Source organism: Bradyrhizobium sp. BR 1433, assembly GCF_051547665.1.
Classification (GTDB): domain Bacteria; phylum Pseudomonadota; class Alphaproteobacteria; order Rhizobiales; family Xanthobacteraceae; genus Bradyrhizobium; species Bradyrhizobium australafricanum.
Genome location: NZ_JBPUGG010000001.1, coordinates 3,368,123 through 3,385,276 on the forward strand (window position 1 = coordinate 3,368,123; position 17,154 = coordinate 3,385,276).

Annotated in this window: 13 protein-coding genes; 8 read left to right on the forward strand and 5 right to left on the reverse strand. The window is 60.0% G+C overall.

The genetic code is table 11. The annotated features are described in order from the left end of the window. Positions 1-25 precede the first annotated feature (25 nt). The 5 genes from ACSKB9_RS16605 to ACSKB9_RS16625 all read left to right on the forward strand — a co-directional run bounded on the left by ACSKB9_RS16605 (position 26) and on the right by ACSKB9_RS16625 (position 5,590). Positions 26-460: a hypothetical protein gene (locus ACSKB9_RS16605; RefSeq protein ID WP_438074289.1), complete on the forward strand. Its 435-nt coding sequence runs from the start codon at positions 26-28 to the stop codon at positions 458-460. Between the two features lie 1,913 nt (positions 461-2,373). Beyond that, complete coding sequence (locus tag ACSKB9_RS16610; RefSeq protein WP_438074290.1) at positions 2,374-3,036, forward strand: hypothetical protein; 663 nt, start codon at positions 2,374-2,376, stop codon at positions 3,034-3,036. Between the two features lie 16 nt (positions 3,037-3,052). Next, positions 3,053-3,523 carry a hypothetical protein gene (locus tag ACSKB9_RS16615; protein ID WP_438074291.1) on the forward strand — a complete coding sequence of 157 codons (471 nt, stop codon included), beginning with the start codon at positions 3,053-3,055 and terminating at the stop codon, positions 3,521-3,523. Positions 3,524-3,585: 62 nt separating this feature from the next. Then, positions 3,586-4,167 (forward strand): hypothetical protein, encoded by a 582-nt coding sequence (locus ACSKB9_RS16620; protein WP_438074292.1) that lies wholly within the window; start codon positions 3,586-3,588, stop codon positions 4,165-4,167. A 430-nt stretch (positions 4,168-4,597) separates the two neighbouring features. After that, the gene (locus ACSKB9_RS16625; RefSeq protein ID WP_438074293.1) at positions 4,598-5,590 is read left to right on the forward strand and encodes a DUF4268 domain-containing protein; all 993 of its coding nucleotides are present in this window, start codon (positions 4,598-4,600) and stop codon (positions 5,588-5,590) included. A 175-nt stretch (positions 5,591-5,765) separates the two neighbouring features. On the opposite strand, the gene ACSKB9_RS16630 is transcribed toward ACSKB9_RS16625, so the two are convergent. Next, positions 5,766-6,227, reverse strand: coding sequence for a hypothetical protein (locus tag ACSKB9_RS16630; RefSeq protein WP_438074294.1), 462 nt, complete (start codon positions 6,225-6,227; stop codon positions 5,766-5,768). A 490-nt stretch (positions 6,228-6,717) separates the two neighbouring features. On the opposite strand from ACSKB9_RS16630, the gene ACSKB9_RS16635 reads away from it, so the two are divergent. The 3 genes from ACSKB9_RS16635 to ACSKB9_RS16645 all read left to right on the forward strand — a co-directional run bounded on the left by ACSKB9_RS16635 (position 6,718) and on the right by ACSKB9_RS16645 (position 10,729). Beyond that, positions 6,718-7,155 carry a hypothetical protein gene (locus ACSKB9_RS16635; RefSeq protein ID WP_438074295.1) on the forward strand — a complete coding sequence of 146 codons (438 nt, stop codon included), beginning with the start codon at positions 6,718-6,720 and terminating at the stop codon, positions 7,153-7,155. Between the two features lie 28 nt (positions 7,156-7,183). Further along, entirely contained in the window at positions 7,184-8,233 is a 1,050-nt protein-coding gene (locus ACSKB9_RS16640; RefSeq protein WP_438074296.1) for a hypothetical protein, read from the forward strand. Between the two features lie 312 nt (positions 8,234-8,545). Further along, positions 8,546-10,729, forward strand: a complete 2,184-nt coding sequence (locus ACSKB9_RS16645) for a hypothetical protein (protein WP_438074297.1) — start codon at positions 8,546-8,548, stop codon at positions 10,727-10,729. A gap of 1,287 nt (positions 10,730-12,016) precedes the next feature. On the opposite strand, the gene istB (ACSKB9_RS16650) is transcribed toward ACSKB9_RS16645, so the two are convergent. From istB (ACSKB9_RS16650) to istA (ACSKB9_RS16665), 4 genes are all read right to left on the reverse strand, one after another. Next, positions 12,017-12,760, reverse strand: a complete 744-nt coding sequence (gene istB / locus ACSKB9_RS16650; RefSeq protein WP_076828398.1) for an IS21-like element helper ATPase IstB — start codon at positions 12,758-12,760, stop codon at positions 12,017-12,019. A gap of 11 nt (positions 12,761-12,771) precedes the next feature. Next, positions 12,772-14,310, reverse strand: coding sequence for an IS21 family transposase (gene istA / locus ACSKB9_RS16655; protein ID WP_438080202.1), 1,539 nt, complete (start codon positions 14,308-14,310; stop codon positions 12,772-12,774). 335 nt (positions 14,311-14,645) lie between these two features. Beyond that, the gene (istB, locus tag ACSKB9_RS16660; RefSeq protein WP_050382252.1) at positions 14,646-15,506 is read right to left on the reverse strand and encodes an IS21-like element helper ATPase IstB; all 861 of its coding nucleotides are present in this window, start codon (positions 15,504-15,506) and stop codon (positions 14,646-14,648) included. Beyond that, positions 15,506-16,813 (reverse strand): IS21 family transposase, encoded by a 1,308-nt coding sequence (istA, locus tag ACSKB9_RS16665; RefSeq protein WP_438074298.1) that lies wholly within the window; start codon positions 16,811-16,813, stop codon positions 15,506-15,508. The genes istB (ACSKB9_RS16660) and istA (ACSKB9_RS16665) overlap by 1 nt, the downstream gene beginning before the upstream one ends. Between the last annotated feature and the right edge of the window lie 341 nt (positions 16,814-17,154).

The window sequence follows — 17,154 nt, forward strand, 5'->3', positions numbered from 1 at the left end:
CGGCGGGTTGGGTGGCCTCTCCCCCTTGACCGCCGGCCGCAAACGAATCACGACCAACGACATAGCCATCTCCGCCCCGGCCGCCCTCATCGCCATTTTGGCCGCCTCGCGCCAACGAGATGATCTTCCCATCGATAGCGATGTAGGTGTCGCCCGGTCCTACCGGGGCTCCCTCCAGGTGATCTTCCAGCGAAGCACCATCAGCAAGTATGTGAGCGTCTCCACCTCTTCCACCTGGGCCGGTACCTCCGCGCCCGCCAGGCCCTCCGATCGCGTGACTTCGATCTCCGGTTCCTGTCGCGCGGCCACCATCGCCACCATCACCGACGACGGCGTCTCCACCTGGGCCGCCTTCTGCTGTACTGTTCTCTCCATCCGCCCTGGCATCGCCGCCGCGCCCACCGGAACCCTTTCGTATCACCACGCGCTCCTTGCTATAAAAGGTCCTGACTATGGATGAAGATCAGATCGTAGATGGCCTGTCGCTCAAAGCGTGGAGAGCGATCTTCAGGCCTGGCATGGCCGAATTTGCGGCTACATCGTTTTGCTTTACAAGAGAAGCAAAAGACCTTGTCCGAATTGCCTTTGGAAACAGCGGCCCGCGGATCGGTCCGAAGGGGTCGCGAGAGCCGGTGTACACTCACGCCGTGAGGCTCACGCCGGAGGTTGCTGTAGACTTGGCTGGTATGTTGCTCAAATTCTTTGCGCAACCGGAGACTGAGCGTAGCCAATCCAGCGCAGAGCTCTAGCCTTGGCCGCCTTTTCCCCTTTGGCGACGGATCGTCGCCCCTTCGCCGTTGCTGCACCTCCATCACCGCCGACGCCCCCTCCGGCATTACCGCCCCGCCCGCCAATGGCCCGGCTGTCCTCGCCGGACGCGACGGCGCGACCACCTGCGCCGCCTCGAAGCCAATCTGGCCGCTCGTCTTGAAGAGCAAGGTAAACAGCCCCAGCGACGAGCGCTGCCGCGACTAGCGCCCCAATAACTGATGCCCAGTCGGGAAGTTGGGCCCACGTTTTCGCGAGCACAAGACCCATGAGCACGCCAGCCGCGCCGAGCGCCAGCGGTATCCAGATTTTTGCGTTTCTATCTGAGGCCATTCGACCACTCCTGTCGGCAGGCCGAGCGTAGCCTATGGCATCAGCGGTTGGAATGAGCGCTCCCCCGCGAATAGCACTTTTATCCGCAGCCGCAGCAGCTCCACCGTCGTGGTGGCCAACAGGGCTTCCTACCACAAACCTCCAAATGACCGCAGCGGGTCGGCAGATGATGCCACTACTATCGCTGTAGCCCGTCCGGCTTGAGTTCAATAGGAGACCCTTGCCCCGTCCATTGTTCAGAAGCAGCGCCTGAAAATATGGAGATGGTCAATCGCTTTTGCGAACGGCAACAATTAGCGAGCGATTTCAACTAAAAGAGCGGACGAGGCGTCCGTCAGTCAACATTCCCCAGACGCGATGTGTACATCCGACAACGCGTCCGAGGCCTGCATGAACCGGTAGCAAGAAAGGCGACTAACCGCTGGCTAGAGGTGTGATGACCTCCACCGTAGGAAACCCGGCCTCCGCCGTGTCCGCCGCCTCTGGCTTGTGCGAACGCCGTTGAGCAAAGCAGTGCGACTGCGACAATCACGATTTTCTTCAATGCAGTTGTCCTTGAATGCCCCAAATTCGAGACGGGCTCTAAATCCAAGAAGCGCAATTCAATCACAAGATGAATATCTTTCGCGCACACACAACTAACGTCTAGTGCGATGACGTGCCACGCCCTATTGATCTCGCCTGCTGGTTGCGCTCTATTTTTTAGATTATGCGAGGCGGGGTTGTTATTTTGCTCTTGGGCGTTACCGCCCTCGGAGCCTATTCAATTGGTCGTCACGGTGCGCCGACAAGCGTGCCAACACCGCCTGTTGCGCAGCAATCCGCCGCCATAGCGGAGCCCCTCGCCTTCACAGTTCCACCGGTCGTTGTCGCGCCGCCAAAGCCGACAATCGCCGCGTGGCCGCCATCATCCATCCCAAGTTCCGCACCGGCCAAAAGCAATCCACCTGACAAGGTGCCCGAGCCCAAGCGCAAGGTCGAGGCCGCTCTGACCGCCGCCGCCATCGTCGCTATCCTGATCAAGGCGAGCCGGGATCAATATCACGCGACTGGTAAGCCCTGCGCGTGTCCGGATGACATAATGCGCAACGGTCGATCTTGCGGTGCGAGGAGCGCCTACTCGCGGCCCGGCGGTGCTGCCCCAATCTGCTATCCGCATGACGTGACGAGCGCGATGATCGACGCCTATCGTCAGCGCGTGGCTTCGAGATGATTTGATACGACTTTAATCCCAACGGCAGCGATCATGCCTCTTTCTGGACTCCATCGCAAGTGACCGACGAGAAAAACAACAACGATGCGAACGGTGACGCGATGTCCGCTGGTACTTTCCTGGAGAGTCTCTATGGAGACCCGCTCGGCGAAGAAACCATGCGCACGGCGCGACATCTTATCGTGACATCGGCGATCTGCATGACGGCTGTGCTCTTCAACGTCCGTCTCCAAGCCACGAGCCTCGTTCCCTTGGATTTCGGAGGGCGCTCAGATGTGCTGTCTATGCTGCTTGCGCTTGGAGTCTTGTTGCTACTGGTGACCTTTCTCCTCCGCGCATCGACCGATCTATTGCGTGATCGTGAGACCGGCGTGCTGGTGACCCGATACATCGAGGGAGAGCGCACAAAGGCCGCTCTCGCCTCGGCGAGGTCAGCCGACGATTATATGGTTCAGCAGGAACGCGAGATGCGCGAGGGCGACTATACTCCGGAACCCGAGCCTTGGTGGGATGCGTATGGCAAGGTAGAAGATGCCGCCAATGCTGCTGTCAGAAAGGCGGAGGGCCGCATCGGGATCAGGCGGCTTCCTCGCGTGCTCAGGCACGTGCGCAAGAGTCTGGAGGTTTGCGTGCCAGTTGCCATCGGGCTTCTAGCGCTCACTCTTGCACGAACATCCCTCGCGGGATTTGCAAAGGCGTTGGTCGGCTCCTTTGCGCCGTAGTCTGGGAAATCCACCAATGGCTCGTTTGTTCAGTTGGCCTGCTCTAGGAGTTGCTCTTGCGGTCGGGCTGGCTGGCTTGATAGGCGGCGACCTGCTCTATCAAGCCAAGCAAGACGATTGGTCGATACCCGAGCTATCGGCAATGCGAGCCTACCGTGTCTCGCTCATGTCAGACGAGCAAATTCGTCAGTTGCGAGCGGATGCAGTGACCGAAGAGGCCAACCTCAAACGCTCCGACAAGGTAATGCGAGATAAAGCTTGGCAGGAAATTGGGCAGCGCCAACAGCGATGCAACGATCTTGTCTATCGAATGCGAAACGCGAATGAATGCAGCCGAGGTATTCCTCTCGGCTTGATGTATGACGCTGCGGGCCTCACACCGTCGGTGGATCAGGTCTTCGAGGAGGCACTCCTCGGGGTGTGCCGCTTCGTAAGGACGAAACAGGACGCCCGAATCAACAAGTGTTTGCCTGCAGCGCCCAACTGAGGGCGACGCGGGACCCTCGCGCTAAGGCCGTAACTCGTCGATTGGGACGCTGGGAGTATCGAATGCACAGGTTTGCTCTGCTGGTCGTGCTGTTCTCGTCGGGCATCGGCATCGCTCATGCTGAGGACAAAGCGCCACCCAGCCGACTTGAGAGCATCACAAAGTCCGCTCGCGATTTGATGCCTTCGATGCCAGCCGTCTCGCTGCCATCAATGCCTGATCTATCGCTGCCCGATTTTTCGGATGCGACGGGAAAATTTACCGGTGAATTCAGTGCCTTTATGCAGCAACTCGGTGAGGCCCTGCCGATTCTCGAACAGATGGGTTACGAGGTCACGACGTTTCGGGTGACGTGGGGTCTGCCGCCAAAAGCTCGGCTGCGCTTGAAGTCGAGCGGAAACGCGGATGTTCAGAAGGTGAATGCCATCGCCGCTAAAGCGACCGGCGGCGGTCTCTTGGTGTCCACTGTAATCAGCAGCGCCGCGATGGCACAGCGCATTCAAAGCACGATGAAGATGGGAACCGCCTACCTTGATATCGACTTCGCCGTGCCGCCCAAAATCAGCATGAAGTTCATTGGCGCAGGTGCCAACGAAAGCCACGCACCTCGTGACCTGGATGACCTGGAGATCGCCTGCAAATGATCGGGGTTCAACGGTTCCGGGACGCGACGGTGCGCCCGATAGGAAGCTTGCCAAGCCACCACCTCGGACAGACAATACCGAGCCCATGACGTCAGACCAAGATCGAGACCAGAAGGCGGCGGCGACGACGAGGTCGGAAAGGGACCCGCCGTATTTTGAGGAGGTGATCACTGAGGTGATGGCGGCGTACCCTGCCCTGACAGAGAGAAAGTCCGGGAAGACGCTCTTGGAGGCGGGCGCGTAAGACGATTTCGATACCCGATCGCAGGTCCCGGGGGTTAGGCTGCAGGAGCTTGCGGCGCGCCGCGCACGGGGGGATCTATATCGTCCCGCTCCGCCGGTGGCCCTGCCTTGGGCCGTTAAACGCCTGTCAGGATTTCAGCGGGAAAACATCTTTTTCGGTTCCCCAATTTCCGAGGGCGCGAGGCACATGACCAATCAACTGTTAGGGCGTCTTGAGCGAGTTGAGCTTCGCGACATCTGGACCAGCGAGGCCACCAGCTTCACGCCGTTGCTCGCGCGGCCGGAAAATATCACCATTCTTGGTGAGACCTTGAACATCGACCTCGAATTGGAGGCGCAGGAACGGGCAGTCGGTCCATTCCGGGCGGACCTTCTGTGTAAGGACATCGACACCGACCGCTGGGTGCTGATCGAAAATCAACTTGAGCGCACCGACCACACTCATCTCGGGCAGCTCTTGACTTACGCGTCGGGTTTAGAGGCTGTCACCATCGTGTGGATTGCCGCGCGCTTTACGGAGGAGCACCGCTCAACGCTCGATTGGCTGAACAAGATCACCAACGAGAGCTTCCGCTTCTTTGGTTTGGAAGTGGAGTTGTGGCGAATTGGCACTTCACCGGCCGCTCCGAAATTCAACATCGTTTCCAAGCCAAACGAGTGGTCAACCTCGGTAGCGAAAGCCGCGCGCGTGATCGATGATGGCGAGCAGTCCGAGACCAAGCTCATGCAGGCGCGATATTGGGCGGCGCTGAATGCGAAGCTCGACGAGATCGGCGGTCCGATCTCGGGAAAGCGCAAGGCGCAGCCTCAATCTTGGATTCATTACCGGATAGGCCGAAGCCACATGGGCATCGGCGGAGCGATGAACACTCAGAAGAAGCAAATCCGGGCTGAACTCTATCTGACCGGATCACCGGCAAAGACGATCTTCGGGCTCCTGAGGGATCAGAAAGCCGAGATCGAGCGTGAACTCGGCTACGCGCTGGAATGGCAAGAGCTCCCCGATGGGCAGGACTCCCGCATCGCCGTCTTTCTCGATCAAGCCGACCCGGCCAACGAATCGGATTGGTCGCGTCAACTCATATGGTTGGCCCAGCGGCTGAACGAAATGCACCGGGTTTTCGCCCCCTCGCGTGAGAGACCTCACATTCTGACGGCCTGTTGCAACTCCCGGACATGAAACGGCCGGAGCTCAGGCCGCTGGGGCCGTTGATCAGCACCTGGCGCACTACACCCCCGGCACTCGCGCTGATTGGAACCCAAAAGCTGGAGGTTGTACAGGGCCGTTTCCTCCCTTGGCGTACCCGATAGTTTGGGCGCGTGAATTTAATGGACGCTCGGTCGCCGAACTATGCCTACTTCGCACCGGGCGGCCACACTGCGACCATCGACTTCTTATCTGATACCCAACACTCAAGGCCCGGCGGTGATCGATAACCATCGCTCTTGATCGCCGCGTCATGGTGGCATTTGCGGAGTGCCTTGTCCAACTCTTCGGCCTTCCATCCCTGCAGCGCCACGCCGATTCGTGCGATCGTGTAGAACCAATCATCAGGCGGTGACATCGCTGGCGTCGAAATCGTGATCCATTTTGGCAATACTTCCGACTTGCAGTGCAGGATTACCTCGTAGCCCTTAGCCTGCGTGTGCATCGCCACATGTAAACCTGACCCGGTCCCGACGTTCGTGTCCAGGTTCATGTCGATCGTGCGCGAGAGCGTCGCCAACCAATCGTGGCAGTAGTCCGCGCGCGCCGGTTCCGTCAGACCAGAGAATGCGAGTCCTACCCAAAGGAAAATCCTTGCAACTGAGTGCATACTCTTAAGTCCTTACGATAGAATCAAACTGGGCGAAGGTTGCCACTCGATCGGGGGCGGCGTCGAGGACGACTGGTCAGTTCTTGATCGCTGCATCAACGCCGGCGATAGCACCATCCAGGAAAGTACACTCCGCAGCCGCCGCTATTCCTAGCTCGGCCTCTGGGAACGCCGCGCCGACAAGCGATGTTCGTTCGCGCTGTCTTACAAAGTCCCTGCGAATGTTCCGCAATTACTCTGTGAGATCACGACCATGTCCATTTCGAAATCCCTTGGAGAGATGACGATGGATCAATCGAACGTCTGGGTTGCGGCTTCGTTAATCGCTGGAGTGATCGCGCGCCTTTTGGCGCACGCTCCTAGGTTTTGCGAAACGAGCGGATGGAAAGACTAGCGCAGCGATCCTGGCAGCAAGGGTCCATCCGAAAGGCTAGTTGTCCCCGCCACTTCATTCGATCTATGGTGGCGCCGGCTTTGGGGGATTTCACGAATGCGTAATTTAGGAGTCGTGGCACTTAGCGCCGCGTTGGGCGGCTGTGCCGGCGCCTCGGCAATTCCATTGGCGCAGGACAACGTTCAAATAACAGCGCGAGCCGCTCCGATCTGTGGCGCCGCAGGCGCGGAGAAGATTGCTGTCCGGCAGGCCGCGATCGAGACCATTCGCAGAGGTTATGACCGTTTCATCGTCATGAATGCTCAGGCCGGCGCTTCATACGCGGGGAGCACGCCGGTTGTCGTTCAGAATCTCGGAGGCGGAGTAGCAATGGCCAGTGGCGGAACTCCAATGTTCGCGCCCAACCAAGGTCTGGTCATTAAAATGTTCAAAGACGGAGATCCCGCATCGGCGAATGCTCTACCCGCGCGCGAAACCTTGGGACCGGACTGGCAAGGGCAAGTCAAGAAAAATACCATCAATTGTCTGAGATGATCTCCCTGGTCGCGAAGAAGAGAAGATTATGACGCTTTCATTCGTGCCGAATGGCGCGGCATTGTTGTTGGTTGGTTGTATCGTTAGCTCATGCCCGGCGCACGCCGATATCTCAAATGATTTGAAGTTCTGCGCCGGACTAGCGAGCGGCAAAGAACGTCTCGCCTGCTATGATGCCGCGGCCCGAATTGAGGAACGATCAAATGCCGTGCAGCAGCATGCTGCGATCCCACCCTCCTCTGCTATCAATCCGAAGCGCGCCATTCCTACAGCATCGCGACCGGTCGGCAGGTTTGACGGCGGCTACATTGGTGGGACAATCGGCTATGACATCAATCTGACTAGCGCGGACGCAGTCTCAAACGCTTACCCGTATCCGTACTTCCTAAATTCATATCCCAACGTTCCCTCCGATTCTGTGCACGGATCAAAATTGGGACTGCTTGCTGGTTATAATGCGACTTCCGGGCCGCTCTTGATCGGCTTTGAAGCTCGGTATCAATACAATTTCAACCGGACATCAGCCAGCGCCACGAATGATCACGGCCGCACAAGCCTACCCTTCACGACATTGAGTTTGACGTGTTACGCTTGCGATCAGAGTTTCTTGGACAACTACCCGATCAACAACATTTCCCAATTCAATCTTCGATCGATCACTACCAGCAAGATTGAACTATCTCGGCCACAACAGGCCGACGTCTCTTTTCGCGCTGGAATCACCCACGAAGATTGGTTGCTTTTCTCCAAGATTGGATTGGGGGCCGAAGAAGTTGTCAGCGTTCCGACGACCGACAATTCGGCATCTGTTGTCTGCAATTCACCGATCGCGCAACGGACGCGACCGGACTATAGCTCCGTAGCAATCGCAGTTGTTGGGTGCGGTAGCACGTCTCCGGGGCCGGTCACTTCAGTTGCGTCTCGCAACATTAATCCGCTTGCAATATTCGGTGTTGGGTTTGAGCGTAATTTTGGGGCATATTTTGCCCGTGGCGAAGCAGAGTTTGTCGCGCACTTGGACCAAGCTGGTGCGTACTACACCCCATCAGTAAATATGACGGCAGGATATAGATTTTAACGCCCCGCGCTCGTTCATGCCAACATCCACCGCCTTCGCATCCTTCACCGCAGCAACCACGCGGGTAGGTAATCGCGCAAGCTGCGAAATCGCCGCACCTCTTAGTGCCTGGAATGAAAGGCACGATATTTCGATACAACCAGCAGTTAAATGTGAACTGGCTTACATTTCTCGACGCCCCGCATCGGTATGATCCTTGCCTAGAGCTAGCGCTGGACTAGCATCCAGCTGTATGTCCACATTGGAGTTCAGCAAGCCGAATAAAGGGATCACAAAACAATTCGTCGGTAACGCATACCCAGGGAGTTGGCCATGCACACGGTCGTAAATCATGGGTTATGGATCGTATCCGGTCTCTTGTTATTTGTGGTTGCGCTGATACGCTTCAGTAGACCACCGACAAACCGCACAGGAACGACTTTCCTCCTGTTCTACACGGGAGTGCTATTCTACTATGCCCTCTTGATCGGGCTCTGGCTCCTGGTCATCATTCTCGTCAGCGCCGGAGGGTATGGAATTGATGGCATTCCAATCGCCCAATCACTAAAGGCAAATGAGTGGCTAAGCCCTTCTCTTCCCGTCGTAGGCTTTCTTCTCATTACGGTGGCTTCACAGTTCAAGTTCGTCAGCAAAATGGATACGGCTGCGCGGCAGTTTTGTATCCAGCTCGCTGCAATCCCGGCCGAAGCTGAGCAACTCGCCGTCGAATTGGCGCATGGCCAATTGCTGCTCTCCGATCGACCTCTCATCGAAACTGTTTCCCGAGAGATCACCAAGAACATTGGCGCGAACGCCCTTCTCTTCGCCAATGATGGGGCGTTGGAGTCACGCTTTACGCGAGCGGTGTCGCTCTATTGGCTGTTCATCATGCCCGACAATGCCGGCATCCCGCTTCCTTTTCCCACGAACGTCAGCGGGCGATCTACGTATACACGAATAATGCGACTCAATGAGAAAGCCGTGGAGCAATCCATTGCTCTGTACGACAGCCTCATGGAGAACGCTCTAGCGTGCTTCACGTCGTCAAAGCCAACGCGAGCAATGGAGGAGGCCCTCAAGAAGAATATTCAGGACCTCTCATTGACGATCTGCAGGCTTATCGCCAGGTGGGTACTCTATCTCGAGGTGACGGAGAACCAGCGGCGCAAGCGTCTTTCAAACATGGGTCTCAATCCGCGAGATCACTCTCCAGCTTTTGGACGCGACCAATGGGTTGCCTCGATTCTGGTCATAATTGTCTTGTTCCTGTTCATGTCGATCGCGATACCCGGACAGCAACCGTTTAGTCAGACATTCATGTACTCCGTGCTGATGGCAATCCAGCTAGGAATGGCTGTCATAGCGGGCACGGCTGTAGCTCAACGGTTCATTCGTCGACAGGAAGAGAATGTTTGGAAATTTCCGCCTCTCGCAGAGCTCACGATTTCCGCTCTCGTCGTAGTTGGCTTGTGCATCGTCTTGCGGATCGGGTGGCCGTTGGTGCCGGATCTGCTCAACACCGGAAGTATTTCACTCACGCAGTCGCTCACCGAATTCGCCGACCGCTGGCCATTCGTCCTTTTGCCTTTCCTTTGTACTTTCTCTATCGGATTGATGTGCGCTCACCTTGGTACGCGGACGTGGGGGTGGATACGGTTCGCACTCCTGGGAGGGCTGCTCAACGCAGGAACGTTCGCAATTGCGACGATTTTGATCACACAACTCTTGAGCGTCGAATTCTTGCAAAAGATCCAGGGCAACAGCCCAGGCATCATCAAGCTGCTTGTACCGCTAAGCGTCGCCGGTTTTGTGCTGGGTGCTATCGTGCTTGCGATCTTCCCCAGGTCCATTCGTTCGAACAAGCTGCCGACCATTTTTGCTCCGTTGCGGCCGCTCTCGATAGGCGCAGATGCGGGTTCAGCCGCTTGCGGAGATCAATCAAATGATACGATCAGCGAGGCCTCTGAGCGGATAGGTCCACGTGCCGCATCAAAGGAACTTGGAGCGTATAACCGAAACAGCGTGGACGAGTTGCAGGGACGATACGTTTGCTTCCGGCCGACATTCAGCAATTCTGCTGTCGTCAACGCTTACGAAGTCAGCATCCATTGGGATGACAAACGCGCAAGCCTTGTGTTCGAGGAACGCAATCGGCCGGACAGCAGCCATTCTCAGGTTGGACAAGGTTACATCCCAGACGGCAAGCCCTTCATGAGCTTGGTCACGGCCGACAAAGGAGCGGTCCGCATTATCATGGTTACCCGTCCGGACCATGACGGGGTCGCTCGTGGCTTGATCCTTACGCTCTCGAACCCTGGGGGTACTCACTTCATTCCGGCTAGCGCTCCGGTCGTCTTGCGGCGGCTGAGCGAAACGATTCCGCAAATGGGATTTGTGCACCAAGACTCCGAGGACTATCCGACGTATGTCCGCCAGCTAAGCGAGGTTGAGCCAGAGTTTGCGACGTTTGCTTCGCTTTCGCTCGGTTTGAAGGTGGTACACAACTCCGCTGCGTGACGGTAGACCGACGCCGCGGATTTGCGAATGCCACGATACCTGGTGGCGAACACGAGCAGGCGCGCCAAGGAACATTGCACAGGTAGAGCATAGGCCTGTTGATCTTCTTGATATAGATCCGGCCATCCTGAACTATCTCGAAGGAGCGTGTTCCCTGGGTGTGCGCGTGGCCTTTTTCAGGTTCGCCGAGCGCTCGGTCCTCTTTCAATTTATGCTTGCCCGCTATCGCTCTCCCGGCCACGGTTCGTCTTGATCCGGTGCTGGAATCGGCGCGGGCGCTATTGGTCACCGGTCAGGGCATCTCCTGATCGCTTGGCTGGGGAATGAGCTATTAACCTGTTGAAGAAGAAAAGCCCCAGCACCCTTCTGGGGCCGTGGGGGCCGGAGTGCTGGGGCCGTCGTAGCCTAATCCACAGGTGGCAAACGGACAGGCAGACTCATTGTGCATCACCGATTCGATTCGTCAAACCGGCTCGGGACACTTATCTACCGGGTCCAAAAACAGCTCCCGCCGGAGGTTGCCCACCAGTTCGCAGCGGACATGCGGGCCTTTCACACAGCTTCTCGCTCGTGCGATCAAGTTGCCATCGACCGAATCGCCTCATGGCGGGACGTCGGCCCGCCCTGTGACCGAGCGTGATGTGGGTCGCCCGCTCGCGAGCCTCTAGTGGATATAAAGCGTTCCGGGGCCCATCCTCAGGAGCTGCAGCCTCCGGAGGGGGGACCGGTATGCGATTCAGCGACCCGCGGAATCCAGGTTCTGGAGGCATGACTGAGGGTGTCACCACGAGCGGCAGTCTACCGCAAGACACCCGCAACTCCATCGCGCGTCGCGTGACTGCGTCGACACGTACTCCCCCTTCTACAATTGATAGGGTGGGCAGAAACTAGAGACGGTCCAAAGGTAGGCGTGAGCTTGCCGCGGTAGATCACGATATTCGCCTCTTGGCAGCTCGGGCGTTCCTTCGGATCTACCGCCCGCGTGCCGAACCGGACGGTGTTCCATCCGGGCCAAATAGTGTTTTTGCGGATTCCGATGATCTCGCCCGGGTGTACCGATTTGATCTCGCCCAGGATTCCGAGATGATCTCGCCCACCATTCCGATTTGATGTCGCCCGGGGCGCGAGGCGTTCTGGCTGTTTGGTTTCTGGCATCGGTGAAGCCGCGGGGTCAACTCGAATCGCGGCTTGAGGCCCTTCTTCGTCTGCTGTTGGTCTGCTGTGGGCATGTGGGCAACGCTCTTTGCGTTGTCCAAGCGCAGCGGCATGTCCACAGCGCCAGCTGGCTCAGGCCTTTCGATCGGGTTTGCGGGTTCGCCGCAGGCTCTCGCCGTTGAGATCGATCCGGTGAGCGTTGTGGACCAGGCGGTCGAGGACGGCATCGGCGTAGGTGGGATCGCCGATCAGCGCGTGCCATTGATCGACGGGCAGCTGGCTGGTGACGGTGGTGGAGCGGCGGCCGTAGCGGTCCTCGAGGATCTCGAGGAGGTCGTGGCGGGCTGCGGCGTCGAGCGGCTCGAGGCCCCAGTCGTCGAGGATGAGCAGATCGATGCGGCCGAGCGCCCGCAGGAGCCGCGGGTGGCGGCCGTCGCCGCGCGCCAAAGCGAGATCGGTGAACAGCCGCGGGACACGCTGATAGAGCACGGAGCGATTGTCGCGGCAGGCCTTGTTGCCGAGCGCCGAGGCGAGCCAGCTCTTGCCGACGCCGGAAGGTCCGCAGATCAGCAGGTTGGCGTGGTCGTCGATCCATTGGCCTTCGACCAGCATCGTCAGGAGACTGCGGTCGAGGCCGCGCGGGGTGCGATAGTCGATGTCCTCGACGCAAGCCTGCTGGCGCAGCTTGGCGTATTGCAGCCGCTTCGATAGCCGCTTGTCGCGTCGCAGCGAGGCTTCGCGTTCGAGCAGCAGCGCGAGCCATTCGGCATGGCCGAGGCTTGCGGCATCGCCGCCGGCTTCGATGTCGGCAAAGGCCTTGGCCATGCCATGAAGGCCGAGCGCGTGGAGTTGATCGAGGGTCGGATGCGTGAGCAAGGCGTGATCTCCTAATTGTAGTAGCGCGGCCCGCGGATGTTGGGATGAAGGACCGGCGCGTTGTCCGCGGGGCGCTTGGGTGAAGGACGCCGGTCGAGATTGTTGGCAAGGATCGATTTGACCGAACTGTAGGTGCGGGCGCCGATGTCGATCGCCCGCATGGCGGCAGCATCGAGCCGCTCTTGCCCGTAGGATTGGCCGAGCCGGATGATGCCGAGGCAAGCGCGGAAGCCCTGCTCGGGGTGCGCCCGCTCATCGAGGATCAGGTCGCACAGCGCCGCGGTGGCCGGCCCGATCGTGGCGGCCTCCTTGCGAATGCGCTCGATGGTCCAGCCGGCGTAGCGCCGATGACTGGACGCCATGTGTTCCGGCACGGTGGTGTGCTTGTGGTTGCCGCTCATGCGCTGATGCGCGGCGATCCGCTCGCCCTTGTGGAAAATCTCGACGGTGCGGGCGGTGAAGCGCACCTCGACTTCGGCGCGGACGAAGCGATGCGGGACGCTGTAGTAATGCGCCTCGACCTCGACGTGATAGTCGATGCTGACCCGGCAGATCCGCCACTCGGCGAACACGTAGGGGCTCTCCGGCAAGTCCTTGAGCGCCGGCCGGTCGATCTCCTCCAATAGCTTGCGGCGGGTCACGCCGAGCCGCCGGATCGGCCGCTCCTCGTTGAGCCGGGTCATTAGCTCGGTGATCGCCGCGTTGACCTCGGCGAGGCTGTGGAAGGTGCGGTGGCGCAGCCGCCCGAGCAGCCAGCGCTCGACCATGAGGACCGCCTGTTCGACCTTCGCCTTGTCCCGTGGCCGTCGCGGCCTCGCCGGCAGAATGGCGGTGCCGTAATGCGCCGCCATGTCGGCGTAGCTGCGGTTGATCTGCGGATCGTAGCGGCAGGCCTTGATCACTGCGACCTTGGTATTGTCCGGCACCAGCAGCGCCGGCACGCCGCCGATCGCCTCGAAGGCGCCGACGTGGCCGCTGATCCAGTCGGCGAGCCCCTGCGTCCAGGTCGCCTGCGCGTAGGTGAAGCTCGATGCGCCGAGCACCGCGACGAAGATCTGCGCGGCGCGTCGCTCGCCGGTGAACCGGTCGATTACCACCGGCACGCCGTCGCCGGCATAGTCGACGAACAGCTTGTCGCCGGCCGTATGCGACTGGCGCATCGTCACCGACAGGCGGCCTTCCCAGGCGCGATAGAGCTCGCAGAACCGCGAATAACGATACCCGCCGGGTTCGCCCGCGATGTACTCGTCCCACAGGATCGACAGCGTCACATGCTTGCGCCGGAGTTCGCGGTGTACCGCCGCCCAGTCCGGCTCGGCCTGCCGGCGATGGCCCCGCCGGGCGCCGGGACCGGCTCCCGCGCTGGCGAACAGCCGGGCTTCCAGCGCAGCGTCGGTGATGTCGTCGGGCAATGGCCAGGTCAGCCCCGCCGCCTCGAACCGGTGGATCGTCAACCGCACCGTCGAAGGGGCTGTCCCCACCCGCCGCGCAATCTCGCGGGTCGGCATCCCGGCCGACTTCAATCTGATCACATCGCGCACATGGCGCATCGCAAACCTCTCCGTCGGCATCCAGGTCCCCCTTCGCAAAGCCGAAAGGCGGGACCGTATCGGAGCCAGAAGAGGCCTCGTCACCCCGGGCGACATCATCCCGGAATGGTGGGCGAGATCATCTCGGAATGGCGGGCGACATCAAATCGGAACGGTGGGCGAGATCATTCCGGAATCGTGGGCGACATCGAGCGGAATCAGCATGTTTTGCCACGCTGGAAACCAAACGGCTCAGCTGGCCAGACGGAGCGTTGACTGACGCCTCCGGTAGAGTGTGTCAAACGCCATCCGGAACTGCCCCCTTTGCGTCATGAAGAACTGCCCCCGCCATCGGGTTATGATCTTGGTTGAAGGTTGCTTCCGCCGGTGACGGGACGGAGGGAGGCGGAGCCGACCGGAGGGCCATCACCGGCGGGCGGCGGCTTGATGAGGCCGCTCTTCCGTTTGGCGCGGAGCCGGTAGCTGTCGCCGCGGATAGTCAACACGTAGCTGTGGTGCAGGAGACGGTCGAGGATCGCGGTGGCGACCACCGGATCGGCGAACACGGTGCCCCATTCGGCAACGCTGCGGTTCGACGTGATCAGCATGGCACCAGTTTCGTAGCGCCGGCTGACCAGTTGGAAGAACAGATGGGCCGCGTCGGGTTCCAGCGGCAGATAGCCGAGCTCGTCGACGATCAGTAGCTTTGGCTTCGACAGCGCGAGTAGTTTCTCGTCCAGGCGCCGATCGCCATGCGCCTTGGCAAGGCCAGCGACCAGCGTCGTCGCCGTGGTGAACTGCACCGTATACCCGGCCAGGATTGCCTCTCGCCCGAGCGCGATCGACAAGTGCGTCTTACCGACGCCCGGCGGGCCGAGCAGCAGCACGTTCTCTCCGTTGGCGATCCAACGTGACGCGGCCAGGTCGCGGATCTGCTTCGGATCGATCGACGGCTGCGCCTCGAAGTCGAAGCCCGCAAGCTCCTTCACGGCCGGGAAGTGTGCAAGCTTCAGCGCCATGTCGATGCGGCGATGATCCTTGCGCGCGATCTCACGTTCGCACAGCAGGATCAGCGTCTCACGCGCCGACAGGTTTGCGCGCGCCGCCTCGTCGAGCAAGCTATCGAGCTGATCGCGGATGCCGGAGAGCTGCAATCGCGCCAGCATGGCATCAAGGGGATCAGTCGGTACTTCGGTTGCCTTCTTTGCGCGCGTCATCAGAAGCTTCCCCCGATCACGGCTTCATATTCGGCAAGAGGACGCAACAACGAAGGCGGTGGAGACGACCCCGGCACCGCCGCCGCAATCTCCGGCCGGCGGACCGCGCCATTCCGCCCGGCAACACCATCGAGATGGGCGGGATCGACGATCCGCAGCCGGCGCCCCTCCGATTGCTTGTGGACCGCCACCTGGTGCAATCCATGGCGGATCCGCACCTCGCCGGCCGCGACCGTTACCGCCACGCGCTCACCAATTAGGCGCCACGGCACCGAGTAACTGTTCGTGTCGATCTCGATGGCGCAATCGTTACCGACGACCCGGGTTAGTTCGCGCAATGATCCGAACGAGGGCTGCCCGCCGAGCGGTTTCAACCGGTGTGCCTCGTCGCGTATGAAGCGAACCATCGGCGCCTCGCCGGTCGTGCCGTGGATACGCACGTTCGCCACCTCACGCTCCCACTTGGCGAGATGCGCCTCGAATGCCTCCCAACTTACGAAGGAATGCCCCGCGATCGCGTTCTTCTTCACGTAGCCGACGCCATTCTCCGTCTTGCCCTTCGTGCGTGCCCGATATGGCGCGCAGGCGCGTGGACGGAAGCCCCAATGCTTCGCAAACGCGATGAGTTTGTCGTTGAACTGAACCGACCGGCTCACCGCGTCGTGACGCACGACGAGCGCGCGTGGATTGTCCATCAGCACTTCCTCCGGCACGCCGCCGAAGGTCGTAAATGCGCTCTCGAGCCCGGCGAACCAGTGCTCTTGCTTCTCCGCCCGGAACGCACGCACATGCAGCCGTCGCGAATGCCCGAGCGTTGCCACGAACACGAATGCTTTGACCTTCACCCTGCCGATCTCGACCAGACGCTCCCCGAAGTCGATCTGCAGCTGTCGGCCAGGGGGCGTCTCGAACCTCGTCGTCGCCAGCGCCTCCGCCTTCAGCGCCTGGCGATAGGGCTGCACGGCGCGTTGCAGCGTTCGCCGGCTTACCTCCACGCCTTTCTCGGCCAACAGATCCTGGCGAACCACGTCAGCATTACCGCGATGGCGAATGAACCTCTCGCGCAGCCAACCCTCAAGGCCGTCGAGCCGCTTCGGCCGCTCAGGCGACTTGAACGGCTTCACCCCGCCCGCCGCCACGTAGTCCTTCACCGTGTGATGGCTGCAGCCTAGCTGGCGCCCAATCCGCTTCAGACCCCACCCGCACGCCCTCAGGCGCAACATCTCCGCCACGTCATCCGGCGTCTTCATCACCTGCCCCCGTGGATCACTCCACGGCGAGCCTCTAGCGATTCGTTCCTCGTTCATTCGCTCTCTCCTCAGCTATCCGAGGAGGGGGCAATTCCTCATGACGCCGAGGGGGTAGTTTTCCATGGCGCGCGACAGAGTGCGGCTGCCGTGCATGTCTCATTAGAGGGAGATGCGAGTCTTCGACCGAAGCGCTCTTAAAATCCAACCATGCGCGGATCACGACCGGACAGCGCGAGAGCAATGGTTGACCGGTCTTGATGTTTGCGCCCCCCTATTGCTCGACTCCAGCGGAGGTCCGACGCAAGCAACTTCGACTCCAACTCCCGTCACCACGGTTGCGCATTCTACGTCATCACACCTCCGCATCAAGAGAATGCGAGTTGGCCTTGCAGCGGGAG